The 24,995-nt window shown below is 56.9% G+C and carries 23 protein-coding genes; 14 read left to right on the forward strand and 9 right to left on the reverse strand.

What is annotated here, in order from left to right:
* The first annotated feature begins 338 nt into the window (after positions 1-338).
* The 11 genes from I9188_RS05195 (at position 339) to speB (ending at position 12,360) form a co-directional block, all read left to right on the forward strand.
* A complete protein-coding gene (locus I9188_RS05195) occupies positions 339-1,319 on the forward strand; it encodes a TRAP transporter substrate-binding protein (protein WP_245223700.1) in 981 nt (326 codons plus the stop codon).
* A gap of 58 nt (positions 1,320-1,377) precedes the next feature.
* The gene (locus I9188_RS05200; RefSeq protein ID WP_209504352.1) at positions 1,378-1,962 is read left to right on the forward strand and encodes a TRAP transporter small permease subunit; all 585 of its coding nucleotides are present in this window, start codon (positions 1,378-1,380) and stop codon (positions 1,960-1,962) included.
* Entirely contained in the window at positions 1,959-3,272 is a 1,314-nt protein-coding gene (locus I9188_RS05205; RefSeq protein ID WP_209504353.1) for a TRAP transporter large permease, read from the forward strand. Before I9188_RS05200 ends, I9188_RS05205 begins: the two co-directional genes overlap by 4 nt.
* A 91-nt stretch (positions 3,273-3,363) precedes the next feature.
* Positions 3,364-4,128 (forward strand): SDR family NAD(P)-dependent oxidoreductase, encoded by a 765-nt coding sequence (locus tag I9188_RS05210; protein ID WP_209504354.1) that lies wholly within the window; start codon positions 3,364-3,366, stop codon positions 4,126-4,128.
* A gap of 10 nt (positions 4,129-4,138) precedes the next feature.
* Positions 4,139-4,906: a crotonase/enoyl-CoA hydratase family protein gene (locus I9188_RS05215; protein ID WP_209504355.1), complete on the forward strand. Its 768-nt coding sequence runs from the start codon at positions 4,139-4,141 to the stop codon at positions 4,904-4,906.
* Between the two features lie 4 nt (positions 4,907-4,910).
* The gene (locus I9188_RS05220; RefSeq protein ID WP_209504356.1) at positions 4,911-5,393 is read left to right on the forward strand and encodes a MarR family transcriptional regulator; all 483 of its coding nucleotides are present in this window, start codon (positions 4,911-4,913) and stop codon (positions 5,391-5,393) included.
* Positions 5,394-5,395: 2 nt separating this feature from the next.
* On the forward strand, positions 5,396-7,213 hold the full coding sequence (locus I9188_RS05225; protein WP_209504357.1) for a feruloyl-CoA synthase: 1,818 nt from the start codon (positions 5,396-5,398) through the stop codon (positions 7,211-7,213).
* Positions 7,214-7,228: 15 nt separating this feature from the next.
* Positions 7,229-8,104, forward strand: a complete 876-nt coding sequence (locus I9188_RS05230; protein ID WP_209504358.1) for an amidohydrolase family protein — start codon at positions 7,229-7,231, stop codon at positions 8,102-8,104.
* A gap of 100 nt (positions 8,105-8,204) precedes the next feature.
* A complete protein-coding gene (locus tag I9188_RS05235; protein ID WP_209504359.1) occupies positions 8,205-9,734 on the forward strand; it encodes an acyl-CoA dehydrogenase family protein in 1,530 nt (509 codons plus the stop codon).
* A gap of 69 nt (positions 9,735-9,803) precedes the next feature.
* Positions 9,804-11,084 carry a flavin-dependent oxidoreductase gene (locus I9188_RS05240; protein ID WP_209504360.1) on the forward strand — a complete coding sequence of 427 codons (1,281 nt, stop codon included), beginning with the start codon at positions 9,804-9,806 and terminating at the stop codon, positions 11,082-11,084.
* A 298-nt stretch (positions 11,085-11,382) separates the two neighbouring features.
* Complete coding sequence (gene speB / locus I9188_RS05245) at positions 11,383-12,360, forward strand: agmatinase (protein WP_209504361.1); 978 nt, start codon at positions 11,383-11,385, stop codon at positions 12,358-12,360.
* Between the two features lie 32 nt (positions 12,361-12,392).
* Here speB and I9188_RS05250 read toward each other — a convergent pair whose 3' ends face one another.
* The 9 genes from I9188_RS05250 to I9188_RS05290 form a co-directional block, all read right to left on the reverse strand.
* On the reverse strand, positions 12,393-13,613 hold the full coding sequence (locus I9188_RS05250) for an aminopeptidase P family protein (RefSeq protein WP_209504362.1): 1,221 nt from the start codon (positions 13,611-13,613) through the stop codon (positions 12,393-12,395).
* A gap of 162 nt (positions 13,614-13,775) precedes the next feature.
* Positions 13,776-14,987, reverse strand: coding sequence for an ABC transporter permease (locus I9188_RS05255; protein WP_209504363.1), 1,212 nt, complete (start codon positions 14,985-14,987; stop codon positions 13,776-13,778).
* Between the two features lie 5 nt (positions 14,988-14,992).
* On the reverse strand, positions 14,993-16,267 hold the full coding sequence (locus tag I9188_RS05260; protein WP_209504364.1) for an ABC transporter permease: 1,275 nt from the start codon (positions 16,265-16,267) through the stop codon (positions 14,993-14,995).
* A gap of 70 nt (positions 16,268-16,337) precedes the next feature.
* Positions 16,338-17,429, reverse strand: coding sequence for an extracellular solute-binding protein (locus I9188_RS05265; protein ID WP_209504365.1), 1,092 nt, complete (start codon positions 17,427-17,429; stop codon positions 16,338-16,340).
* Between the two features lie 103 nt (positions 17,430-17,532).
* On the reverse strand, positions 17,533-18,633 hold the full coding sequence (locus tag I9188_RS05270; protein ID WP_209504366.1) for an ABC transporter ATP-binding protein: 1,101 nt from the start codon (positions 18,631-18,633) through the stop codon (positions 17,533-17,535).
* A 139-nt stretch (positions 18,634-18,772) separates the two neighbouring features.
* Positions 18,773-19,480: an aspartate/glutamate racemase family protein gene (locus I9188_RS05275; protein WP_209504367.1), complete on the reverse strand. Its 708-nt coding sequence runs from the start codon at positions 19,478-19,480 to the stop codon at positions 18,773-18,775.
* Positions 19,477-20,622 (reverse strand): Xaa-Pro peptidase family protein, encoded by a 1,146-nt coding sequence (locus tag I9188_RS05280; RefSeq protein WP_209504368.1) that lies wholly within the window; start codon positions 20,620-20,622, stop codon positions 19,477-19,479. The genes I9188_RS05275 and I9188_RS05280 overlap by 4 nt, the downstream gene beginning before the upstream one ends.
* Positions 20,619-21,662 (reverse strand): pyridoxal-phosphate dependent enzyme, encoded by a 1,044-nt coding sequence (locus I9188_RS05285; RefSeq protein ID WP_209504369.1) that lies wholly within the window; start codon positions 21,660-21,662, stop codon positions 20,619-20,621. Before I9188_RS05285 ends, I9188_RS05280 begins: the two co-directional genes overlap by 4 nt.
* A gap of 79 nt (positions 21,663-21,741) precedes the next feature.
* Positions 21,742-22,614, reverse strand: a complete 873-nt coding sequence (locus tag I9188_RS05290) for a LysR family transcriptional regulator (RefSeq protein WP_209504370.1) — start codon at positions 22,612-22,614, stop codon at positions 21,742-21,744.
* Positions 22,615-22,721: 107 nt separating this feature from the next.
* Here I9188_RS05290 and I9188_RS05295 point away from each other — a divergent pair, with 107 nt between their 5' ends.
* From I9188_RS05295 to I9188_RS05305, 3 genes are read left to right on the forward strand one after another with little or no spacing between them, the layout of a single operon-like run.
* Positions 22,722-23,321 (forward strand): amino acid synthesis family protein, encoded by a 600-nt coding sequence (locus I9188_RS05295; protein WP_209504371.1) that lies wholly within the window; start codon positions 22,722-22,724, stop codon positions 23,319-23,321.
* Complete coding sequence (locus I9188_RS05300; RefSeq protein ID WP_209504372.1) at positions 23,293-24,081, forward strand: alpha/beta hydrolase; 789 nt, start codon at positions 23,293-23,295, stop codon at positions 24,079-24,081. The genes I9188_RS05295 and I9188_RS05300 overlap by 29 nt, the downstream gene beginning before the upstream one ends.
* Positions 24,078-24,995, forward strand: coding sequence for a flavin reductase family protein (locus I9188_RS05305; protein WP_209504373.1), 918 nt, complete (start codon positions 24,078-24,080; stop codon positions 24,993-24,995). The genes I9188_RS05300 and I9188_RS05305 overlap by 4 nt, the downstream gene beginning before the upstream one ends.

Genomic DNA, 24,995 nt, shown 5'->3' on the forward strand with positions numbered 1-24,995 from the left:
TTAGTTTCCAAAAACAGAAACTAAAATCTAAGAAATCTCAATTTACCTTTGAGCCAACCGAGGGCAATGTAATCCTGAGAAGATAACTTGGCGTCTGCGCATGACCTGTCTGATGCGTAGCGTTTCGACGAAAAGGTTCACATGTGTGAGCATTCTGCTTTCCGAAAAGGACCTGAAACCAAACACTAAAAAAGTGGATCAAAATCGTTATAAAACATAACTAATATGAGCAATCATGAACAGGGGATGATACTCATAGGTCATCTAGGGAGGAGACCATGACCAACTTGCGCAGAACCATACTCAAATCTGCAGTGGCGGCGATAGCTTTTAGCGCCATGTCAACCACTGCCATCGCGGCCGAAGTGACACTGCGGATGCACCAATTCCTGCCGGCACAAGCCAACGTACCCAAGAACGTTCTGGATGTTTGGGCCGACAAGGTCGAAGCGGATTCGGATGGCCGGATCGAAATTCAAAGGTTTCCGTCCATGCAGTTGGGGGGCAAACCCCCCGAACTGATCGACCAGGCCATTGATGGTGTGGCCGACATTGTCTGGACGGTGTCCGGATATACGCCGGGCCGCTTTCCCCGAACCGAAGTGTTCGAACTTCCGTTCACTATGACCAATGCCGAAGCCGTCTCACGCGCCTATTGGGATCTGGCCGAAGAAACCATGATGGACGATGACTTCAAGCAGTTCAAAGTTCTCGGGCTCTGGGTGCACGGGCCCGGTCTGATCCATTCAAAGGAGCCGATCGAAAGCATCGAGGATCTGAATGGCGTAAAACTGCGCGCACCGACACGCGTAACCAACGGCCTTTTCAGCTCGCTTGGGGCAACCCCGGTTGGCATGCCTGTTCCTGCGGTACCTGAAGCGCTGTCCAAAGGCGTGATCGACGCCACTGTGATTCCCTGGGAAGTAACCGGCGCCCTGAAGGTCAACGAACTGGTCGGAAACCACACGACTTTTGGCGATGACACGCTATACACCACCACCTTCATCTTCGCGATGAACAAGGACCGCTGGGATGCACTGCCGGATGATCTGAAGGCCGTCATCGACGCCAACTCGGGCGCTGAATTCTCGGCCTTCGCAGGCAAGCAGATGCAGGCCGATGATGACGGACCACACAAGCAGGCGATGGAACGCGGCAACAACATCATCACGCTGAGCCCGGAACAGGTTGCAGAGTGGAAGGCAGCTTCGCAGCCGACCACTGACGCCTGGATCGCCGAGATGGATGAAAAAGGTCTGGACGGAACCGGCTTGCGCGCCCGCGCGCTCGAACTGATTTCGCAATACTCGGGCAACTGATCCGGTCGCTCTTCCGGCGCTATTTCCCGCCGGGAGAGCAATCCCTTTGGAGCTGATCATGCAGAAACTGGTAGAGCGCATCGCGCGCTTCATGGCCGTTCTCGGCGGTGTGGTTCTGACTGCGCTGGTCCTGCTGACCTGTGTCAGCGTGCTGGGGCGCGGCCTGAACACGCTGGGCCATTCGGACATTCTGACGTCACTGTCGGAAGCGGCGGCAAATGCGCTGATTGCATCCGGCGTCGGGCCGGTGAATGGCGATTTTGAACTGGTCGAGGCCGGCGTTGCATTCGCCATATTCTCGTTCCTGCCGATCTGTCAGCTCTACGGCTCTCACGCCACGGTCGACGTATTTACCAACGCCCTTCCGGCAAAGGCGAACAAAGTGATCATCACGTTCTGGGAAATCATCCTGTCGCTTGTTATCCTATTGATCACGTGGCGCTTGTTTGTCGGCATGCAAAACAAGCTGGACTATGGTGAAACGACCTTTCTGCTGCAATTTCCGGTTTGGTGGGCCTATGGGCTGAGCTTTGTTGCCGCCCTTGTCGCATCACTTGTTGCTGTCTATTGCGCTGTCGCGCAGGTCATCGAGCTTGTCACAGGGCGTCATATCCTGCCCTATCGCGGGGAGGCCGCACATTGACCATGCTCGAACTGGGCTACGTGTCCTTTCCCGTACTTCTGATCATGATTTTCCTGCGAGCACCGATTGGCCTTGCCATGTTGCTGTGCGGGATTGGCGGGCTGTATTTTGCCATGGGTGGCACCAGCATGTTCATGGCCAAGCTCAAAACCGAAACCTACTCAACCTTTTCCAGCTATTCGTTGACGATCATTCCGATGTTCTTGCTGATGGGGCAGTTCGCGACATTGTCGGGCATGTCTTCGGCCTTGTTCAAAGCGGCTGAAAGCTGGCTGGGCCACCGCAAAGGAGGCGTCGCCATGGCGGCAGTCGGCGCTTGTGCCGGATTTGGCGCAATCTGCGGGTCCTCCCTTGCCACCGCCGCGACGATGAGCCGTGTCGCGCTACCCGAACTGCGCCGTTACGGCTATTCCGGCGGGTTTTCAACCGCAACGCTTGCTGCTGGCGGCACATTGGGCATTTTGATTCCGCCTTCGGTAATCCTTGTGATCTATGCGATCCTGACGGAACAGAATATCGCCAAGCTGTTTCTCGCGGCCTTTGTCCCCGGCATTCTGGCAGCGCTCGGCTATATCATCACGATTTCGATCTATGTGCGCATGTATCCTGACGCCGCAGGCACCCGCGAAGCGATCCCATATCCTGAACGCGTTCGGGCACTGCTGGATGTCTGGCCTGTCCTGCTGGTTTTTGGCCTTGTTGTCGGTGGCATCTATCTTGGCTGGTTCACCCCAACCGAAGGCGCAGCCGTGGGGGCGGCGGGAACCGGGTTGATCGCTCTGATCTCGGGCAATCTGAACTGGCAGGTCTTCGTCGAAAGCATCATTGCCACGGCCTCAAGCACGGCGATGATCTTCTTTATCGTGTTGGGCGCAGGGCTGTATAACAGTTTCCTCGCGCTCACTCAGGTACCGCAAGAACTGTCTGGCTGGGTCGTTGGGCTTGGGCTCAGCCCGTGGATGGTGTTGTGCCTGATCCTGGTGTTCTATCTGATCTTCGGATGTCTGATGGACAGCCTGTCAATGATCCTGCTGACAATCCCGATCTTCTTTCCGGTCATCAGCGCACTGGATTTCGGCATGAGCCCCGAACATGTGGCCATCTGGTTCGGTATTCTGGTTCTGATCGTTGTCGAGGTCGGGCTGATCACCCCCCCTGTCGGGATGAATCTGTTCATTATCAACGCTATGGATCGTTCAACTCCAATGACCCAAACTTACAAGGCGGTGATGTGGTTCGTCACCTCTGACATCATTCGGGTCATGATCCTGGTGCTGTTTCCGGCCATTACTCTGTTCCTGATCCCCTAGCTAAATCACCATCAGCGGTCCGAGGCGGGCTCATCCGAAAATAGATATGAGGCACAACAATGATTGAACATACCAAACTGGAGAGAGCATCATGCAGTTAAGTGGATGTATCGCCCTGGTAACCGGTGGCGGAAGCGGACTGGGCGCTGCAACGGCAAGGCATTTCGCCGCCAGCGGAGCAAACGTTGCCGTTTTGGATTTCAATGCTGAAGGTGCGATGGCAGTCGCTGACGAAATTGGTGGCCTTGCCCTGCAAGCCGATGTCAGTGACGAGGCCGCCGTGAGTGCCGCGTTTGGGAAGGCAATAACCCATTTCGGGTCGGCACCCAGAATCGCCGTCAGTTGTGCAGGCGTCGGCATGGCGGCCAGGATCGTCGGGCGCGAAGGCAAGCTGTCATTCAACGTGTTCGAGAAAACTCTGCGCGTAAATCTTTTTGGCACCTACAACGTGATGAGCCACGCAGCGAGACACATGGCCAAGCTGGACCCGCTGGCTGACGGTGAACGCGGTGTGATCATCAACACGGCGTCGGTTGCGTGGCAGGACGGTCAATTGGGTCAAGCCGCATATGCCGCGTCCAAAGGGGCAATCGCCTCGATGTGCCTGCCTGCCGCACGGGAACTCGCACAGTCAGGTATTCGGGTGATGGCCATCGCACCTGGCCTGTTCCACACGCCAATGATGGAAGGCTTGCCGGAAGAGGTCACTGCCAAGATCACTGAGAACATTCCCTTCCCGGCCCGCCTTGGCGAAGCGCGCGAGTTCGCAATGCTCGCCGAACAGATCGTTGAAAACCCGTTTTTGAATGGCACCACTATTCGACTTGACGGCGCCGTTCGTCTGCCGCCCCGGTAAGGAGTTCCCCATGGACAGCCAAATCCTGAACATTGAGGTCAACGGATCCATCGCGACCCTGACCATGAACCGCCCCGACAAGCGGAACGCGATGTGCGAGGAACTGTTGGGCGCGCTTGATGATTTCTTTTCTGCACCACCCAAAAATGTACGTGTGGTGATCCTGACCGGAACTGAAGGGCACTATTGTTCCGGATTGGACCTGTCCGAGCATGTTCATCGTTCGGCCGAGGAAAACCTGCATCATTCCCGCCACTGGCACAGTGTCATGGACAAGATCCAGTTGGGCGGGCTTGCGGTTGTCTCGGCCATGTTTGGTGCCGTGATCGGCGGCGGGCTGGAACTTGCCGCGGCAACACATGTTCGCATCGCTGAACCGTCAACGATCTTTCAGCTTCCCGAAGGTCGGCGCGGAATATTTGTTGGCGGCGGTGCGACCGCGCGGGTCGGTCGCCTGCTGGGGGCCGATCGGATGACCGAGATGATGTTGACCGGCCGCAAATATGGTGCCGACGAAGGGGTATCGCTGGGGCTGGCACATTATAGCGTGGGTGAAGGCGAGGCTTTGGCGCTGGCCCAAAAGCTGGCAGGTAAGATTTCCCGAAACGCGCCACTGTCAAACTATCTGATGATTCAGGCGGTCGCGCGGATCAATGAAATGTCGCAAAACGACGGGCTGTTTACTGAATCGCTGGCCGCGGCCCTGTCGCAAACAACACCGGATGCGCAGGAGGGGCTGAGTGCCTTTCTTGAAAAGCGCACCCCGAACTTCAGGTGAACACATGAAAAGGAAACATGAACACACGCCAGAAGACAGCGCGCCAAACACGATCAGCGATGCCACGCTGCGGGGCTTTGTCGGTTATCGCATGAAACGGGCCTTCAATGTGGTGCAGGAAGACCTGACAACAACTCTGCGGCCCTTTGATCTGCGAATGCTGACGTATACGGCACTGGTTCTCATCGTCGATAACCCCGGTTTGCGGCAGTCCCAACTGGCTGACGCAATGGATATCGAGCGCCCAAACCTTGTCGTCATCATTGACGAGCTGGAGCGCAGGGAACTGATCGTCCGCGACCGGGTACCCACCGACCGGCGCGCCTATGCCCTCAGGACGACACTGGCGGGCAGGCAATTATATGAAAAGGCAGTCGCCGCAGTAACCGTCCACGAAGGCAAGCTGCTGGCCGGTTTGGATGACGCAACCATCACCACCGTATTCGATGCCCTCAGGACAATCGAAAAAGCGAGGAAAAGGGGCTGATCATGCAACGCACATCGGAATACCTGGTACATTCTGTTTCGCGCGAAGATCGGGCCGACGGTTCCATCCTGCTGAAATCGAACCACACTCTTGGTCCTGTCGTCGACAAAACCGGTGTCTGGCTGCACGCCTGGGCCTCGGACGCGCCTGACCGCACGTGCATTGCTGAACGCAGCGGCGCGGGCTGGCGCAAGGAAAGCTATGCGGCCACGCTTGAAAAGGTGCGGGCCATCGCAAGCTCGCTATTGGCGCGAGGGATGGGGTCTGAAACACCGATCCTGATCATGAGCGGTAACGGCGTGGATCACGGCCTGCTGAGCCTTGCTGCTCAGTACATTGGCGTACCGACTGCGCCCGTGGCCGAACAATACGCCTTGATCCACGGTGCGCATGGCCGCCTGCGCCATGCCATCGAACTGGTGCGCCCGAAGATGGCCTATGTCGTAGATGCGGATCAATACCGAGAGGCGCTGGAACTGGATGCGCTTCAAGGCGTCGAAATCGTAGCCAGCCGAAAGGGCGGGAACAGCCAGGTCACAGCATTCGACGAACTTCTCAAAGGCGATGCCAGTGTCAATCTGAAGGCCGCCTATGAACAGGTTGGCCCCGATTCCGTCGCCAAGATCTTAATGACCAGCGGGTCAACCTCGGCCCCGAAGGGTGTCATCACGACCCAACGCATGATGTGCGTGAACCAGACCATGCTGGCCGACGCGTTACCATTTCTGCGCACACGTCCGCCCCGTGTGGTCGATTGGCTTCCATGGAACCACGTCTTTGGCGGATCACATAACTTCAACATGATGCTCGCCAACGGCGGAAGCTTCTACATCGACGACGGCAAACCGGTAGCTGGTTTGTTTGAGCGGACGCTGGAAAATCTGTCTATGGTCACCGGCACGCTCAGCTTCAATGTTCCCGTAGGTTACGGCATGCTGCTGGGCGCATTGCAGCGGGATGGCGATCTGCGTCGGCGGTTCTTCGAAGAACTTGATCTGATCTTTTATGCGGGAGCGTCACTGCCACAGGATATCTGGTCTGGATTTGAACAGATGGCGCTGGATGTCAAAGGTGAGATACCGCTGATGACCTCGTCCTGGGGACTGACCGAAACAGCGCCCGCCACAATGATGCAGTCCGAGCCCATTGATCGTTCCGGGGTTGTTGGCGTTCCGATAAACGGCGTGACACTCAAGCTGATACCGGATGAAGACATGCGGTGCGAAATGCGCATCAAAGGGCCAAACGTGATGCCTGGCTATTTCAACGAACCCGAAAAGACGGCCAGTGTTTTCGATGAAGAAGGGTTTTTCATTACCGGCGACGCCATGCGGTTCATCGACCCGCAGGATGTGAATAAAGGTATGAAATTCGACGGCCGGATTTCTGAAGATTTCAAGTTGCTGACCGGAACATGGGTGCGTGCCGCGCAATTGCGGATGGACTTGTTGACCTGCCTTGCGCCTCTTGCCTCAGATCTGGTCATTACAGGTGCCGACAGAAATGAGATCGGCGTCATGGTCTTTCCCGATGTCGCCGAGCTGAAGCGGGAAGGATTTGACCTGAGCGACGACAGTGGCGCCTACCGCTGCAAACTGCTGCAAGGTGAAATCCACCGCCGTCTGGCAGAGCGCGCACGCGAGGTATCGGGCAGTTCCACACGGGTCGGGCGTGCCATTGTTCTTAGCGAGCCCGCCTCGATGCCCGAGGGCGAAATGACAGCCAAGGGGAACCTCAATTTCCGCAAGATACTGACACGCCGGCAAAATTTACTTGAGCGCCTTTATGACGACGCCGACCCGGCAATCGTAAAGATCTGAGAAAGGAACGAACAGATGGTCGATATCACCAAGGTTCGCGCGATCGACATTCACACCCACGCTGAAGAACCCTGCGGGTGCCACTCGGACGATGGCTATGACGACCTGCAGGCAACCATGGCCAATTACTTTGGCGCCCCGTGGAGCCACCCGCCCACGGTTCCCGAAACTGCACAGCACTATCGCGAGCAAAACATAGCTGCGGTGATCTTCCCGGTCGATGCCGAGCGGGAGACCGGCTATCGGCGCTACAAGAACGAAGAAGTTGCCGCATTGGCGGCGGAAAATGACGATGTGCTCATCCCGTTTGCGTCAATCGATCCGCACAAGGGCAAGATGGGTGCACGCGAGGCGCGCCGCCTGATCCGCGAATTTGGTTTCAAAGGGTTCAAGTTTCATCCGACGATGCAGGGGTTCTACCCCAATGACCGTATGGCTTATGACCTTTACGAGGCAATCGCGGAGGAAGGCTGCATCGCCCTGTTTCACACAGGCCAAACCGGTGTCGGTTCGGGCATGCGCGGCGGTAACGGAATGCGGCTTAAATACTCGAACCCGATGTTCATGGATGACGTCGCCGTCGATTTTCCGGATATGAAGATTATCCTCGCCCATCCGTCATTTCCCTGGCAGGAAGAAGCTCTGTCCGTGGCGCAGCACAAGCCCAACGTCTATATCGACCTGTCCGGCTGGTCACCAAAGTACTTCCCCGAGATTCTGGTGAAATACTGCAACTCGATCCTCAGGAAAAAGGTCCTGTTTGGGTCCGACTGGCCAATGATCACTCCTGAACGCTGGCTGTCGGATTTCGAGAAGATCAATATCAAGGACGAACTGCGCCCGGACATCATCAAAGGCAATGCCGCGCGCCTGCTGGGATTGACCCCGTAATGCTGCCTTACCCAGTCACTTTGAACGTCGACAGTGCCAAACCGCCAGAACCGGGCCGCGTCGTGACCGCCGAAATCACCAGCTGTCGGGTAATATGACCATGAAGCCATTCGAAGCCCCGCTTGCGGACATCTTATTCACGTTGAACCACGTAGCCCGGGCTACCGAGCTTCCAGACTGGGACGCTGACCTGGCTGGTGAGATCGGCGAACATTTTGCGGCCTTCGCGCAAGGTGAAATTGCCCCGCTGGACGAGCCGGGAGACAGGCAGGGATGCTCGCTGGAAAACGGTCGTGTTTCCATGCCCGCTGGCTTTGCCCAAGTTTATGCAGCGTATTCGGAACAGGGCTGGCCCTCTCTCACCGTGCCTGAAGAATATGGAGGGCAAGGGCTTGGTGCCCTGATACTGGCCATCACTTCCGAAGTGTTTTCGGGCGCAAACCACAGCCTTCAGATGGTTACGGGGTTGGTTCCGGGCGCGGTGCGTACCTTGTTGCGCTTTGGCATGAAAGATCAGCAATCCCGGTACGTTCCCTCTCTGGCCTCGGGTGAAACTCTGGCCACCATGTGCCTGACTGAACCCGGGGCCGGGTCTGACCTTTCACGCGTGCGCTGCCGGGCGGAACCTGCTGAGGATGGCTGGAAGATCACGGGCGAAAAAATCTTTATCTCTGGCGGTGACCAGGACATGAGCGATCACATCCTGCATCTTGTGCTTGCCCGCACGTCCGATGGCGGCGCCAGAGGTTTATCGCTGTTTCTATGCCCCAGCACCTGCACTGACGGCAGCCGCAACCACGTTACCGTAACGCGCATCGAGGAAAAGATGGGCCTGCATGCCTCACCCACGTGCCAGCTGGCATTTGATGGGGCCAAAGCCGAATTGATCGGAACCGAGGGTGAAGGCCTGATGGCCATGTTCACCATGATGAACCACGCCCGGCTTGATGTCGCCCTACAGGGCGTCGCGCACGCCGCACGGGCCTATGACATTGCCAGTGATTATGCCAGTGAAAGGGTGCAGGGACGCAATGCCGACGGCCAACCGACAACACTGGATCAACATGCCGACATCCGCCGCATGCTGGATCAAATCGACTGGCTGGCAATGAGTAGCCGCAGTCTTGCACATCTTGCATTTGTCACCTTGGAACGGGCTACGTCACCTGACCTGGTTGATTTTCTGACCCCGGTTGCCAAGGTCTATTGCACCGAAGCCGGTATCAAGGCCGCCGAATTGGGTATGCAGGTACTGGGCGGCTATGGCTATTTGCGCGAATACCGGCTAGAGCAGACCTATCGTGATGCCCGAATTACCTCGATTTACGAAGGGGCCAACGGCATACACGCGCGCATGCTGGCAACACGTCTTGCCACAGGTCCTGCGGGCGACGCCTTTGCCGAATTTGTTTCGCAAGAAGCCGAGCATTGGACATGCAATGCGATCTCGGACGCACTGGATACTTGGCAATCCGCTCGCAGAAAGCTGAAACAGGGTGACAGCGCGGCGATGGCGCATGGGTTCATGCAAGCGACGATTGATACCGCTCTGACTTGCTTGCGGGCGCGGCTGCGCAATGCCGCAAGCCTTCATCCATCCCCGGAACGGATCAAACGCATTTGTGGTTGAGGGTTGATCCACACGCGCCGATTATCGACAACCAATTCCCGCCACCAATCGGACTGAAAGGCACACAACATGACAGATCCAAAAGTGCTTATCGCGGGCGGTGGAATTGCCGGGTTGTCGCTGGCACTGACACTGCATCAGATTGGCATCGACTGCACCGTCTTTGAAAGCGTTCGGCAACTGCGCCCGCTGGGTGTCGGAATAAACCTGCAACCCAACGCCGTGCGCGAGTTGTACGATCTGGGTTTCACGGCTCAGGATCTAGACGGGTTCGGCGTCCCTGCGCAGGAATGGGCGCTTGTCGGGTTGAATGGTCACGAGGTTTACTCGGAACCGCGCGGAACTTTCGCCGGTTACAACTGGCCGCAATACGCAGTGCATCGCGGCGCGTTTCACATGGCGCTTTACCAGCGGTTTATCGAACGCGCAGACCCGGATGCCGTGCGCCTTGGGTCTCGGGCCACGGGGTACCAGACCAATGCGGACGGGACGGTTACAGTGCGGCTGCAAACTGATAAGGGGGCCATCTGCGAAACCGGTGCCATTCTGATCGGCGCCGATGGTATCCATTCAGCCATCCGCGCCCAAATGCATCCAAGCCAACCTCCGATCCATTGGGGCGGAGCCGTCATGTGGCGCGGCACAACATTGGAAAAGCCCGTGCGCACGGGTTCCTCATTCGTCGGACTGGGCACGCATAAGAAACGTATGGTGATCTATCCAATCTCGCACCCCGACCCCGGAACCGGCTTGGCGCTGATAAACTGGATTGCCGAAGTCACTTACGATGACCCGACCGCGCATGCAGCAACCGGGTGGTTCCGGCAGGTCGAGGCCAAGGATTTCGCGCATCATTTTGACGGATGGACCTATGACTGGCTGGATGTTCCTGCCCTGATCCGCGGTGCGGATGTGACATATGAAAACCCGATGATCGACCGCGATCCGGTTGAAACGTGGGTTGACGGGCCGGTTGCCCTGATCGGAGACGCCGCGCACCCGATGTACCCTACCGGTTCAAATGGGGCCAGCCAGGCGATCATGGACGCCCGCTTATTGGGGGCCAGCTTGCTCAAGCATGGCGTGAGCCCAACCGCGCTGGCGGCTTATGATGACACGCTGTGCAGTCCGGTGTCAGACCTTGTCCTTCGCAATCGGGGCGCCGGGCCCTTTGGCCTGTTGAATTTGGTCAATGACCGCTGTGGCGGTGTGTTCGACGATATTGAAACGGTCATTCCCTTGGCTGAAAGGGCCAGTTTCATGGCCAAGTACAAGGCTGCCGCCGGTTTTGCGCGCGACGCCCTGAACAGCGCACCGCCAACGATTGCGCCCGGCTCGCAGCTGGCGTAGCAGGCATGATGTATAAGCCGTCGGGGATTGAACACCTGCGCCCGTGAAAACACCGCTTCGCCGGACCTGTGTATCGCCCGCAAAATCGCGCGCTTCCGTGAATAATTATGCGGTACCCCAGCGCGTCCCACCGAAATCTCGTTTGTGGCGAAACGACCAACAGCTAAACGGAAGGAACGCACCGGATCAGATCTGCCTGAACGTCAGACATGTATTGGACGAAGAAAACCAATTTCATTGCACCGCCTTCTCATGTTCAATTGCACACAGGGCGGCAAGGCCACTGAAAGGATTGATAATGCAGGATCATGGATATGCGTCAGGACGACTGAACCTACCTTTCGTTGGGATATCGACCTTTGGAAAATCGCCGTATGTCGAGGATTGGGACAATATTGATGCGGATGTTTGTGTTCTTGGTGCCCCCTTTGATTTCGGCACCCAATGGCGCGCTGGGGCAAGGTTCGGCCCTCGGGCCGTGCGCGAGGCTTCGACCCTGTTCAGTTTTGGACATGCTGGAGCATATGACCACGAAGACGATGCAACCTATCTGGACAGTTCCGTGCGTATCGTGGACTTGGGGGATGCTGATATCGTCCACACAATGACCGAGGCCAGCCACGAAAACATCGCCTATGGTGTTCGCAAAATTCTTGCCGCCGGGGCGCTGCCGCTTGTGATCGGCGGCGATCACTCTGTCAACATTCCCTGCATTTCCGCGTTTGAAGATGATTGTGCACAAAACGGCCCGATCCACGTGGTTCAAATTGATGCGCATCTGGATTTCGTGGACGAGCGTCACGGTGTCACCAATGGCCACGGCAACCCCATGCGGCGGGCAATCGAGAAAGACTATGTCTCGGGGATGACCCAGTTGGGTATTCGAAACGTCTCGTCAACCGCCAAGGAAGGATACGAGGACGCGCGCGCACGTGGATCAGACATCTTGTCCGTGCGTCAGGTGAGAAAGCTGGGAACCGAGGCTGTTCTTGAGCGAATTCCTGAAGGTGCTCGGTACTATGTGACAATAGATATCGACGCCTTTTGCCCCTCTATCGCGGCAGGGACGGGGACGCCCAGCCATGGGGGGTTTCTGTATTATGACGTACTGGAAATCCTTCAGGGCCTCGCTAGGCGCGGCAATGTCGTCGGCATTGACCTTGTCGAAGTGGCGCCAGCCTATGACCCCAGCGAAAGCACGCAGATACTGGCCGCGCAGCTATTGTTGAATTTCCTGGGTTTTATCTTTCACGAACGCGCCGGTCGCGAGAAATGAAGGGGGGAGCGTTTGCTCCCCCCCTCTTTGTATCAGGCATCGATGATGTTGTGGCCAGGCCCATATGGGAAGCCGGTGATGTTCTCGGCGCCGTCTTCGCCCACCACCAGAATATCATGCTCGCGGTAGCCCCCTGCACCGGGTTGCCCTTCGGGGATCCACAGCATGGGCTCGATTGAAACGACCATGCCAGGTTCCAGCACGGTGTCGATATCCTCGCGCAGTTCCAGACCGGCCTCGCGCCCGTAATAATGGCTGAGGATGCCGAAAGAATGGCCATACCCGAACGAGCGGTATTGCAGCAGCCCCTCATCGGCAAAGAAACGGTTGATCTCGGCGGTGATGCCTGAACAGGTCGCACCGGGTTTGATCAGGCTCAGACCCAGTTCATGGGCCGCCACATTGGCTTTCCAGAGGCGCAAGCTGTCAGCGTCCGGCTCGCCCAGAAACAGGGTACGTTCCAGCGCAGTGTAATAGCCCGAGATCATCGGGAAAGTGTTCAGCGACAGGATATCGCCTTTTTGCAGGGCGCGTTTTGTCACCGGGTTATGCGCGCCATCGGTGTTCAGCCCGGACTGGAACCAAACCCAGGTGTCGCGATATTCGGCATCTGGATAGGCGCGCGCGATTTCCTCTTCCATTGCGTCACGGCCCGCCATGGCAATCTCGATCTCAGTTGCGCCTTCACGGATGGCCGCATGGATTGCCGCCCCGCCAACGTCCGCGGTGCGTGCCCCACCCTTGATCAATTCAATCTCTTCGGCGGATTTGACCATGCGCGCGGTCATTGTATCCGGCGCGATGTCAACCAGTTCGGGGGTACCCAGCATCCGCAGGGCGGTGTCGCGGGCGGCCAGCGTCATGTGGTCACCTTCAATGCCGATCCGCTTAGCATTGCCGATCAGGCTTGCAACCGCACGCCAATAGTTGTCGCGCTTCCAGTCAGTATAAATCACGTTGTCTTCGACCGACCGGCGCCACGGTTGCCCGGCGTCGATGTTGGCCGAAACGGTGGTGCAGGCCTCTTGGGTGACCACGCAGCCATACGGACGGCCAAAGGAACAATACAGAAAGCCCGAGTAGTAGGCGATATTCTGCATCGATGTCAGCAGAATCGCAGGAATATCACGTGCGGCCATGATGCTGCGAAGCTTGCTGAGACGGCGATCATACTCCCCCTTGCTGAACGGCAAAGGCGCTTTGTCACCATTGTGGCAGGTAAAGAATTCGGGGCGTTTCGTTGTGTCGGTCATCACTTGGTCTCTCATCTTTGCCGGGCGACAAATCCCGGCCACATGTCCCGGCGTTCAGGACAGGCGGTCTCGGGGTCCGAGAGCCGATCATCCCCTTAGACGCCGCGACGCCATCGCAGCGGAGATGAACACGTGAATCGTTAGATCAGACAGAATGCTCCGTCAAGCGGGTGAAAGCCCCCGCAAACGTTCGGACCGGCGCCGCAGCAACTCAACCGTAGTCAGCAGCGCAATCGACAGAACCACCAGGATCGTCGCAACCGCCAGAATGGTCGGGCTGATCTGTTCCCGCAGGCCCGTGAACATCTGCCACGGCAGAGTCTTCTGACTGGCTGAGCCAACGAACAGAACCACCACAACTTCGTCGAACGAGGTGATGAAGGCGAACAGGCCACCCGAGATCACACCCGGCAGAATCAGCGGCATCTGGATCTTGAAGAAGGTCCGCACCGGCCCTGCCCCCATATTCGCAGCCGCCCTCGTCAGCGAACGATCAAAGCTCACAAGCGTGGCGGTCACAGTGATGATCACGAACGGGATACCCAAAACGGCGTGCGCCAGGATGACTTTCAGATAGCCCACAAAGTTCTTGTTCATGCCCAGCGTCCCTTCAAGGAACCGTCCGATATCGCTGTAGAAAAAGAACATGCCAGTGGCCGATATAATCAGCGGAACGATCATCGGCGAAATTAGGATGCCCATGATAGCACGGCGGCCGGGGACGTGGCTCTGGCTGAGGCCAATGGCAGCCAGAGTGCCAAGCGAAACCGAGATGATTGTGGCAATCGGGGCAATGATCAGCGAGTTCTTGAAGCTGCGTTGCCATTCGTTGTTGGTAAAGAAATCACGGTAGTGCTTGAGTGAATACCCTTCAGGGTCCAGTCGCAACATCTCGGGCGTGAAGGTAAAGAAATCCTGCGCATTGAACGACAGCGGCAGAACCACAAGGATCGGTGTGATCAGGAAAACGAAGATCGCACCGCAGATCACCCGGAACAGGTAGTGGTAAAACACCTGCTGCGCGGTCAGGTATGGCAATAGCTTGCGCCGGTATCGCCCTTCGTACAACCAATAAGTAAACCAGGCGAAGAACCAGCCGCCCAGCAGGCCAAGTACTCCGCCCATTGGGCCCGACATCAATAAGCCCGCGATGCCAAAACCAATGATGTTGATCCAGCGGGCCATCTTCTCGTTCTTCAAAACGGTGATGTAGACCCAAGCGAGCGCAGAAATCAGGACAGCGCCGCCAATGATGCCCAAAAGAACCGAGCCGTTACCCGCGCCGACAAAGACACCGGCGAAGGCGCCTGCCAGCGCGACACTTGGCAGAACCATGGACAAAGGTTTGCGGGATATCGGAGTAAGTGCGGCCATGTCGATTATCCCAGCTTCACGTTATCAATGCCCACGATCTTGTCGTAGACCCAGTAGAGCAGCAGAACGACCGCCAGAAGTATCGTTCCCAGCGCCGCCGCCAGTCCCCAGTTCAGTGAGGACGAGATGTGATAGGCGATCCGGTTCGAGATGAAGACACCTTTTGTACCGCCCACGATTTCAGGTGTGATGTAGTAGCCAATCGCCAAAATGAACACGAGGATTGAACCCGCGCCGATACCCGGAATGGATTGCGGGAAGTAGATGCGCCAGAACGTTGTCCAGTTGGTCGCGCCCATGGATTTCGCGGCACGTGTGTAAGATTCCGGAATAGTCTGCATCACCGAATACATGGGCAGGATCATGAATGGCAGCAGGATATGTGTCATCGCAGTGATCGTACCGATCTGGTTATTGATGATCACCAGTCGTGCATCGTCAGCCACCAACCCCAGCCAGACCAGCGTTTCGTTGATCACGCCTTGCTGTTGCAACATCACCTTCCACGCCGACGTCCGCACCAGCAGTGACGTCCAGAACGGCAGAAGCACAAGGATCATCAGCAGATTTGAGACACGCATCGGCAACGTCGCCAGCAAATAGCTGACCGGATAAGCCAACAGGATACAGGCACCCGTTATTACCAGAGACATAAACAGCGTTCGACCGAACAGCTTAACAAGGATTTGCTTGTCTTCGGGTTGTGCCTGCGCGCCGTCGGGGGTTCTGCGCATATCTACCGCATTCAGAAAATACCCGTTGGTGATCTTCGGCGAATGGGTTTTGATCACGCGCCACGTTTGTGTATCGCCCCATCCGTCGTGAATATCTATTAGTTGCTCTTTGAACGGGCCATCCGTTTCAGGATCCAGTTTCTTGATCTGACGACCTGACTTGCGGAACATCGAAGACATACCGGTTTCTTCGTAGTTCAAACGCGAACCAAGCCGTGTGTGCTCTTTATTGTCAATCGCAACAATCATGTCCCGCACAAAGGCATCATACACGCCCTCGCCCGGCAATTCTCCAGATTGTTCATCCCAGTTTTGAAGCGCCTCGACGGTAAGAGGTAGAGTGTCGGAGACGATATTGTTTTCTACTGAACGGAATAGCATCGCAGCTATTGGAACAATAAAGGAAAACAGAACGAACAGAAGCAAAGGAGCGATCAACAGCAAGGCACGCAGCTTTTGCCGCCGCAACGAGCGTGCCAGCGATAGCTTGAGCGGTGTTCCATCCGCTGCCAGCATGGGTCCGGCGTTTTGGCTTGCGTCAGTCATTGGAGCCCCTTGGATCTGTCTTGGTTCAGGGGCGGCGCACCGCCCCCGACTGTGTCATGAAATCAGACGTTTATTGCGCCAGCCACGCCTGGAATTTGGCGTCGATGTCGTCACGGTAATCCGCCCAGAACTCGTAGTTATACAAGAACGTGTTCTTGGCATTTTCCGGATCGGTCGGCATATGCGGGGCCATGTCGATCCCCAGATCGGCGTGCTGACCTACCAGCGGAGCTGACGAGGCGCGGGCCGGACCGTACGAGATGTACTTGGCCTGATCCGCCAGACGCTGGGTGTCGGTTGCAAACATGATATAATCGAGCGCGCGCTGCTTGCGCTCATCGCTCAGACCGGCAGGAATGATCCAGCCGTCCAGATCGAACACCTGCGCGTCCCACAGCATTGCGACCGGCTGTTTCTGCTCTTCGATCACGCTGAACAGACGACCATTATAGGTCGAACCCATAACAACTTCACCGTCAGCCAGAAGTTGCGGCGTGTCCGCACCAGCAGACCACCAGACAACGCTGTCTTTGATGGTGTCCAGCTTGGCCAAGGCCTGATCCTGACCTTCCGACGTTGCCAGAACGTCATAGACATCATCCTTGGCGACACCGTCACACAGCAGCGCCCATTCCATGTTGTTGATAGGGCGTTTCTCAAGCGAGCGTTTACCCGGGTAGGATTCCAGATCGAACACCGCACAGATGTCGGTTGGTGGGGTGTCACCTACCAGATCGGTACGATAGCCGAACGTAGTCGAATAGACGATCTGCGGGATAAAGCAGTCGCTGACCAGCAGGTCGCCGAAATCCTCAGAGGCGGGCGTGCCATCCGGAGCTGCTGCCAATTGGCTGTCGAAATCGATCTCGAGGGCCAGACCTTCGTCGCAAAGCCGGATCGCGTCAGCTGCCACAACATCTACCACATCCCATGTGATGTTGCCCGCTTCGTTCATTGCGCGCAGTTTGGCAACGGCTTCGGCCGAGCTGTCATCGTTCAGAATGGTGATACCGGTCTTTTCCGAATAGGGCTCGTGATACGCCTTCAACTGCGACTTTGAATAGGCACCGCCCCAGGAAACGATGGTCATCTCCTCGGCTGAAACAGTGCCCGCAGCCGTCGCAATTGCAGCCGCAGTGAGCATGATCTTGGTTGGTTTCATGTGTTACTCCCAGTTCATCCCGTTTTATGTGGTGGTCAGCCGATGCACGGGTTTTCACCGGCCGGTCCCTCAGCTTAACCGCACTTGTCCCGCGCGGTTTGGTCTATGCGTCGAGCGCACGACAATCCTGTGCCAGCCAGCCAATATCGATCTCTTGACCGGGGGTCAGGCGTACGGCATCAGGCGCATTTCGAGTTTTGGCGATGAATTCGTTGTTTCCGGCAACGGACATGCGGAACCGGAATACGTCGCCCATGTAAATGAACTCTTCGACCCTTGCTTTCAAAGTATGCGCGTCAGCGCGCAGGCGGTCTTTGTTGAACTCCACACGTTCGGGGCGGATCGAGACTTTGGTCCGGTCGCCTGCCTTGTGGACATTGATCGGAACAGCGTCGATTTCCGAGCCATCATCCAGGCGTACGACGCAAGTGTTGCCATCGATTGATTTAACAACGCCTTCCAACGTATTGTTTTCACCGATGAATTGCGCGACGAAACTGTTTTCCGGCTCTTCATAAAGCTGATCAGGCGGCGCCAGCTGTTGAATGCGGCCATCGTCGAAGACGGCCACACGATCCGACATGGTGAGTGCTTCGGTCTGGTCGTGGGTCACGTAGACTGTTGTGATCCCAAGCTCATGGGCCAGACGCGTGATTTCGAACTGCATATGTTCACGAAGCTGCTTGTCCAGTGCCCCCAATGGCTCGTCCATCAAGACCAGCTCGGGTTCGAATACCAAGGCACGTGCCAGAGCTATCCGCTGTTGTTGTCCCCCCGAAAGCTGAGCGGGACGTCGACCACCAAAGGCACCCATCTGAACCATGTCCAGTGCGCGCTTGACCTTTTCATCCCGCTCCGACTTGCCCAGTTTACGGACTTCCAGTGGAAACGAGAGGTTTTCGGCCACCGTCATATGCGGGAACAAAGCGTAATTCTGAAAAACCATTCCAATACCGCGCTTGTGAGGCGGGATATTGTTGATGGGCTTGCCGCCCAGAAGGATTTCGCCATGTGTGGCAGTTTCAAATCCGGCGAGCATCATAAGGCAAGTCGTCTTGCCCGAGCCTGACGGCCCAAGCATTGTCAGAAACTCACCTTTGGGCATTGCAAGGTTTAGGTCTTTTACGACGAGGTTCTCGCCGTCATAAGACTTCTGTACGCGTTGGAATTCGACAAACGCGGCGTCGTTCGTTGTATCGGCCACAAGACCCCCTGTTACGTCAAATGATTACCCGTCTTCTGCGGATTTCATTGATCTGTATCCGACAGTTAAGACCAAGCGATGTTCACATTGCAACAATGAATTCCGGTTTTGTTGTACAATATCCGGACATAATATTTCATCAGGTCTCGTTCAGAACACGCATGTGCCACGCAAGACTTTGATTACTCGACAAAACTGGCTTGCCAATCCGTGCGCGTATCTCGGGAATAGCCTTTTGCGTGCGAAGGTTTGTGCAACTCAGAAAAACCGCATCAACCGACGGGTCCGAGCCCAGTTTCGTGGCGGCGTCGATGACGGATTGCACCGAAATCCGAACAACTTTAGCCTCTTCTGATTCCCCGAATGTCCCAAAAACATCCATCTCCACTCCGCCTTGGGCAAATGCCCGGCGCAGGGGTAGGTTTACTTCTTCAATATAGGGCGACAGCAGCGCGAATTTCGAAACATCCAAGTGTCGCGCACAGGCCAAAGCAGCACGCAAAGGGTTTGTAACCTCGGCAGCCTGACAGGTCTGCTTGACAAGTTCTGCCACACGGTCGGACCCGATAACCGAGCTTGCAGACGTGCACCCATACCCGACAACGCGATAAGATCGCGCACTGGGCAGCAATCCGGCGGCAGCTGGCAGTGCCCGCTCCATTTCCGCAAGGCTTTCAGTCGTCACCTCGATCCCGCTGGGAATACGCGTCACGTAGATTGGATATTTGCGGTCCGAAAAATACGAGCTGAACTCAGGCTCCAACGTTTCATCGGTCTGCAACACGATCAGACCAAGCGGGCTGGCCTCGGGATCGTCTTCATCAAGGGCGTAATGGATCCGGGTCATATTGCGATCACCTCCGGCCCGATGCGTGGGCTTAGAAAACGTGGGGCACCTTCGGTGATGACAATGTTTTCTTCATGGACAAGTATTTTTGTACCAACGGCAATGCCCGGTTCCAACGTCAAAACCATGCCGGGTTCCAGCACGGTCTGGTCTGCCGGAATAAGGGAAGGCCACTCTGTCAGTGACATCCCCAACCCATGACCCAACCGCCCTGCATCTGTGCCTTCGGCGTCTTTGGTAAGTACCGTGTTCATGGCATGAAACAAATCCGAGGCAGTTGCACCGGGTCGGGCGATCTCGAACGCGGCATCTGAGGCTTCTACCAGTCGGGCGTGCGCTGATCTCACCTCGGGCCGGGCAGGGCCTACAGACCAATTGCGATCAAAATCACTGAAATACCCATCCCAAACCAGCCCTGTATCCAGCATAAGCACGTCGCCAGTTTCCAACAGCACCGAAGTTGCAGGTGATATTACATCACTGTAGCCACCCTGCTCTGCCCCGCCTGCAAGATACGGCACCCAATCGGCCCCTTCCTCAAGGCAGAGGATCTGGAAGCGGCGAAAAACCGTGTCCAGAGGCACCCCGGCGCGGGCCATCTCGGGCACGCGGACGAAGGCGCGTCCGGCAATATCACAGGCTGTTTGGATCTTGGCAATTTCAGCCTCGGATTTGATCATGCGCAACCGGCGCAAGATACCCTGATCTCCGGTGATGCGACGCGCACCGAGAGCGCCGCGCAAGTGTTCAATGTCCGCCATGGGCATCCGCACATGTGTCTCATGTCCGTCCGGCATACCGACATTGCCCGAAACCGGCGTCAGTTCGGCCAGGACATCGGCCAGAAGCGAGATACCGTCGTCCTGCAAATCGGGCGCGCTCCAGGTTCGGATGTCATCGATCCAGGTCTGTCCCATGAGCGCGGCTCCGATCGAAGGGATCACAGCCACCGGTTTGCCCGTGACCGGCACAACCAGAAACCATGGTCGGGTTGGGCTTTCCCAAAATCGGGTCAGATAGCCGGTAAAATAACGTACGTCAGTTTCCGTCGTCAGCAGCAGCGCCGACAAATCCGCGGCTCGCATCAGCTCCTGCGCGCGTTTGGTGCGCACCTCGAACTCTGCCTGATCGAACCCTCTCATTCCGCGATCTCCGACAGAAAGCATAACACGCGTGAGTGTTCGGCGATCCCCATGGCATTCCGTGCGGTTTCGTTCATCACCGCCGCAAGGCCTGCCCCACCGGATGCCGTGGTGGCCAGCCCGATCTTAGCCATCGCGTCAAGCTTTGCTGCCACATCGTCATCTGAAAGGGTCAGGAACAGGTCTGCATCGCGGGCCAATCCGTTTAACGCGATCAACGACGGTTCCTTGCAATCCAGACGCCCCATGATGCTGTCCGGGCCATCCGCGAAAACACATTCTCCGGCAGCTATGCTGGCCTGCAACGCAGGTGCCGCTTCGGGTTCAACCACAACGATCTTCGGTGCGTCGCCCCAGGTTTTTCGCGCATAAGCCGCAACAGCTCCAGCCAAACCACCCACGCCTGCCTGCAACAGAATATGCGTCGGAACCTTGGGGCACTGCCTGACAGCCTCTGCCGCCATTTGCAAATACCCTTCCATGAGAGTCCATGGCAGGTCAAAATATCCATCCCACGAACTGTCCGACAGCAATATCCATCCGTTTTCGTCAGCAGCCGTTCTCGCTGCCTCCATACTGGCAGCATAGTCAGCACCACTTCGAACAACCTCGGCTTTTTGGCCTTTCAGACGTTCCGCAAAGGTTTCGGGCACCGTTTCAGAAATGTAGACGACAGCCTTCGCGCCGAAAATTCTGGCACCCGCCGCAACACTCATGCCGTGGTTTCCCGCGCTGGCGGTCACATAGGTTGTGCCAGCCAGTGTTTGTTCATCCGGTTCGCTTGACCGCTCGGCCGCATGACGCGCAATTACGTATGCTGCACCTAAAGCTTTGAACGAACCAAGGTTCATACGCGCCCGTTCATCCTTCACCCAAAGCTGGGATACAGGGGCAAGTTTCCCGGCATCCACCATCGGTGTTTCTTTCGCGACAGGACACTGAGCAAGCAAATCCGCAACCCGGGCTGCATCGGTCGAAGGATAGGGTGCAGATGGTGCAAGCTTTTGGCCCGCGCGATGTGGATTGGTGATGACCTGCATACTTCTCCCCTGAGTTTAGGCCCGTTGACGTGATCCCATCGGTGGAGCCCTGTCAACCAATGTCTGCCAATGTCTGACGTCAGTCAGAGACGTCGGCGACCTTTGGGGCTTGTTCTGCAACCAACGCCACCAGCCAGTCGTGAAACAAACGGGCAGCCGGGTTGGCGGCGTTGGACGAAAGGTAGTACCCTTCGTTGCTGTCAACCGAACACGCATGCGCGCGTTCGACCAGACCAGCGGCAATCGCGTGGGTCGTCAGTAATTCGCTGACCAAAGCGACACCGCTGCCATGAACGGCCAGTTGCAGAGCCATCCCAAATGTATCGACAAAAACGCCAGGTTGGCGGCGTAAGCCCTGTTTTTCAAACCACGTGCCCCATCCGCTTGATGTCCCGACAGCCTCGATCAGAGGCAGGTCAAACACATCTCCCGCGACCGTCGGGGATTTCACGGGAACCAGCCGATCAGGCATCAGGCGCACCGCGCCCTGCCCCACCTGTTTCTTTGACCCGAACCGAACCTGAACATCAGCGTGGGATGCGTGGAAATCGTCGGGCCAGATCGCACTGAGAAGCCGAACGCGAACTTCAGGATGGCGTCTGGTAAAATCTGACAGATATGGGGCAATAACCCACTGGGCGATGCTAACAGACGTTGCGACGGTCAAGATGTCTCCGGACGCGCTGGCGTCCACGCGCCCGGCAGCCGCGGCAAGCGCTTCAAGCGCGCTGCCAACCTCGGGCAATAGTTTGCGCCCCGCATCCGTCAGCGCCAAGCTTCTGGGGCGCCGCACAAAAAGGGCTGTTCCCAAACGCATCTCAAGCGATTTCACCTGTTGACTGACCGCCGATTGCGTCAACCCAATCTCTTCGGCAGCCGCCGTAAAGCTAAGGGTTCGTGCTGCTGCTTCGAAGGATCGGATCCATGTCAGCGGTGGAAGAGATTTGCCCATTTGATCAAGCTATCCATTAGTCTTTTTAATGGCAAAGCACATAATTCAATCATTTGTCAAAAACCCCGTCCGTTTTTAACGATTGCGAGCGCGACAGGAGAATTTTCATGCAACCGGAAATACGCAAGATCGTCACCTACGATGAGGAGGTCCTTGTCGAGGGCTTCCGAGCCGCCAAGACCCCGTGGCGCATGTTTGCCGTGGCCGCAGTGGTTCACAACCCTTGGGCGGGCCGGTTTGTGGAAGACCTTAAACCCGAGATTCAAGCCTACGGCCCTGTTCTGGGCGAGATGATGACGAAACGCATGATCAAACTGGCCGGGAGTGGTGAGGCAATCGAAGCCTATGGCAAAGCCGCTGTGGTCGGGCTGAATGGTGAGGTCGAGCACGCTTCGGGTCTTATTCACACGTTGCGCTTTGGCAATCACTACCGTGAGGCCGTCGGCGCGAAATCCTATCTGGCGTTCACCAACACACGTGGTCCGGCAAACGCGCCGATCATGGTGCCGTTGATGGATAAAAACGATGCTGGGCGGCGGTCGCACTACCTGACAATTCAGTTCTCGATTTCTGACGCACCGCGCGATGACGAAGTTGTGGTCGTATTGGGCGCAGCAACCTCGGGCAGACCGCACCACCGTATCGGTGACCGTTATCAGGATCTCAAGGATTTGGGCCATGACCTGGACAACCCGGCCGCGGTCTGAGATCGGTGGGCTGGCGGCCATCCAGACTGGTTCGGGACAGAATATCATTCTGTTGCATGGTGTTGGCTTGCGGGCTGAAGCCTGGGGCGCACAATTGGACGGGCTGGCTTCCGAGGGTTGCCTGACCGCCCCGGACATGCCCGGTCATGGAGACAGCCCATTAACTGACCTGAGCATCAGGCTTTCGGCGTACACCGAAGCGGCACGGGGTGTTCTGGACTGCCTGAGTGGTCCGGTCGTTTTGGCCGGCCATTCGATGGGGGCCATGATCGCGCTGGATCTTGCCGCCAAAACGTCAGACCGGGTTTGTGGGGTCGTCGCATTGAACGCGGTTTTCGAGAGAGACGCGAATGCGGCACAGGCCGTGCGCGACCGTGCGGCGCAGCTGGATGGCAAGTCGATCGCTGATCCCACCAGCACATTGCATCGATGGTTCGGAGACGTCGCCTCGGCCGAGCGCGATGCCTGCCGTAGATGGCTGACGGCCATGGACCCGGCTGCGTACAAATCGGCCTATTCCGTCTTCGCCCACAGCCGATGCCCCCGACGCGATACGTTGGAGAAGCTAAGCTGCCCGGCGCTTTTTCTAACCGGCAGTCTTGAGCCCAGTTCGACCCCGGAGATGTCACGTGTCATGGCGGACACCGCGATGAGCGGACGCGCGCAAATCATTGAAGGCGCTGCACATATGATGCCGATGACGCATGCAGATCAGGTCAACGCCGCCATTTCCAGCTTTCTGAATGAGCTGCGCCCATGACCGCTCTTGATCCTCGTGACCTTCGTCGTGCTTTTGGTCGCTTCATGACCGGTGTGACGGTTGTGATGACGCGCGATGACGCAGGTACTCCACTCGGCTTTACGGCCAATTCGTTCACTTCGGTTTCTCTCGACCCGCCGCTGCTTTTGGTCTGTCCGGGAAAAAACCTGTCTTCCTATCACGAATTTGCAACCTGCGCCCGTTTCGCGGTGAACATTCTGGCCGAGGGGCAGGAAGATGTATCCAATACGTTTGCCGGGTTCAAAGGTGATCGATTTGCCAAAGTCGATCACTGCTTGGATACGCATGGCATCCCTTTGATCAGAGGGGCAGTCGCAATGTTTTCCTGCCGAACCCATCAAATTATCGAAGCCGGGGACCATTGCGTTTTGATCGGACAGGTCGAAACGTATTCTCAGAACGATGCCCCCGGCCTCGGCTATGCGAACGGGCAGTATTTCAGCCTCGGGCTGGAACGTGGCGCGCTGGAACCGTCCGGGCGAAATGTGGTCTGCGGCGCAATCATCGAACAGAACGGGCACATCTTGCTGGAGAAAACAGATGCCGGTTTCCTCCCGCCGCAAATTTCGCTGTCAGATCGGCAGGACCTGCGAAACAGCCTTGTGCAGAACCTGACGGCCAGGGGTATCAATGCGCGCCTTGGCGTCGCGTATTCCGTCTATGACGATGCCACCACGCATCATGTTTACATTCTTGCGTCTGCGCCCGCCCTGCCCCGGCATGGCACGCTACAGGCAATCGCAATCAAAGACCTGGCGACCCTGCCTTACGCGTCAGCACCTATCGCGACCATGATGGCTCGTTTTGCGCTGGAAAGCCGAACACGCAATTTCTCGCTTTATCTGGGTGACGCCCAGCGGGGCGATGTGCACAGCCTGTCGGAAAGGACCTGA

Source organism: Ruegeria sp. HKCCSA071 (assembly GCF_017872555.1).
Classification (GTDB): domain Bacteria; phylum Pseudomonadota; class Alphaproteobacteria; order Rhodobacterales; family Rhodobacteraceae; genus Ruegeria.

Bases quoted from the DNA above. Each gene is read 5' to 3' on its own strand.
- I9188_RS05195 (WP_245223700.1), top strand. From the start codon at position 339: ATGTCAACCACTGCCATCGCGGCCGAAGTGACACTGCGGATGCACCAA.
- I9188_RS05200 (WP_209504352.1), top strand. From the start codon at position 1,378: ATGCAGAAACTGGTAGAGCGCATCGCGCGCTTCATGGCCGTTCTCGGC.
- I9188_RS05210 (WP_209504354.1), top strand. From the start codon at position 3,364: ATGCAGTTAAGTGGATGTATCGCCCTGGTAACCGGTGGCGGAAGCGGA.
- I9188_RS05215 (WP_209504355.1), top strand. From the start codon at position 4,139: ATGGACAGCCAAATCCTGAACATTGAGGTCAACGGATCCATCGCGACC.
- I9188_RS05220 (WP_209504356.1), top strand. From the start codon at position 4,911: ATGAAAAGGAAACATGAACACACGCCAGAAGACAGCGCGCCAAACACG.
- I9188_RS05225 (WP_209504357.1), top strand. From the start codon at position 5,396: ATGCAACGCACATCGGAATACCTGGTACATTCTGTTTCGCGCGAAGAT.
- I9188_RS05230 (WP_209504358.1), top strand. From the start codon at position 7,229: ATGGTCGATATCACCAAGGTTCGCGCGATCGACATTCACACCCACGCT.
- I9188_RS05235 (WP_209504359.1), top strand. From the start codon at position 8,205: ATGAAGCCATTCGAAGCCCCGCTTGCGGACATCTTATTCACGTTGAAC.
- I9188_RS05240 (WP_209504360.1), top strand. From the start codon at position 9,804: ATGACAGATCCAAAAGTGCTTATCGCGGGCGGTGGAATTGCCGGGTTG.
- speB (WP_209504361.1), top strand. From the start codon at position 11,383: ATGCAGGATCATGGATATGCGTCAGGACGACTGAACCTACCTTTCGTT.
- I9188_RS05250 (WP_209504362.1), bottom strand. From the start codon at position 13,613: ATGACCGACACAACGAAACGCCCCGAATTCTTTACCTGCCACAATGGT.
- I9188_RS05255 (WP_209504363.1), bottom strand. From the start codon at position 14,987: ATGGCCGCACTTACTCCGATATCCCGCAAACCTTTGTCCATGGTTCTG.
- I9188_RS05260 (WP_209504364.1), bottom strand. From the start codon at position 16,267: ATGACTGACGCAAGCCAAAACGCCGGACCCATGCTGGCAGCGGATGGA.
- I9188_RS05265 (WP_209504365.1), bottom strand. From the start codon at position 17,429: ATGAAACCAACCAAGATCATGCTCACTGCGGCTGCAATTGCGACGGCT.
- I9188_RS05275 (WP_209504367.1), bottom strand. From the start codon at position 19,480: ATGACCCGGATCCATTACGCCCTTGATGAAGACGATCCCGAGGCCAGC.
- I9188_RS05280 (WP_209504368.1), bottom strand. From the start codon at position 20,622: ATGAGAGGGTTCGATCAGGCAGAGTTCGAGGTGCGCACCAAACGCGCG.
- I9188_RS05285 (WP_209504369.1), bottom strand. From the start codon at position 21,662: ATGCAGGTCATCACCAATCCACATCGCGCGGGCCAAAAGCTTGCACCA.
- I9188_RS05290 (WP_209504370.1), bottom strand. From the start codon at position 22,614: ATGGGCAAATCTCTTCCACCGCTGACATGGATCCGATCCTTCGAAGCA.
- I9188_RS05295 (WP_209504371.1), top strand. From the start codon at position 22,722: ATGCAACCGGAAATACGCAAGATCGTCACCTACGATGAGGAGGTCCTT.
- I9188_RS05300 (WP_209504372.1), top strand. From the start codon at position 23,293: ATGACCTGGACAACCCGGCCGCGGTCTGAGATCGGTGGGCTGGCGGCC.
- I9188_RS05305 (WP_209504373.1), top strand. From the start codon at position 24,078: ATGACCGCTCTTGATCCTCGTGACCTTCGTCGTGCTTTTGGTCGCTTC.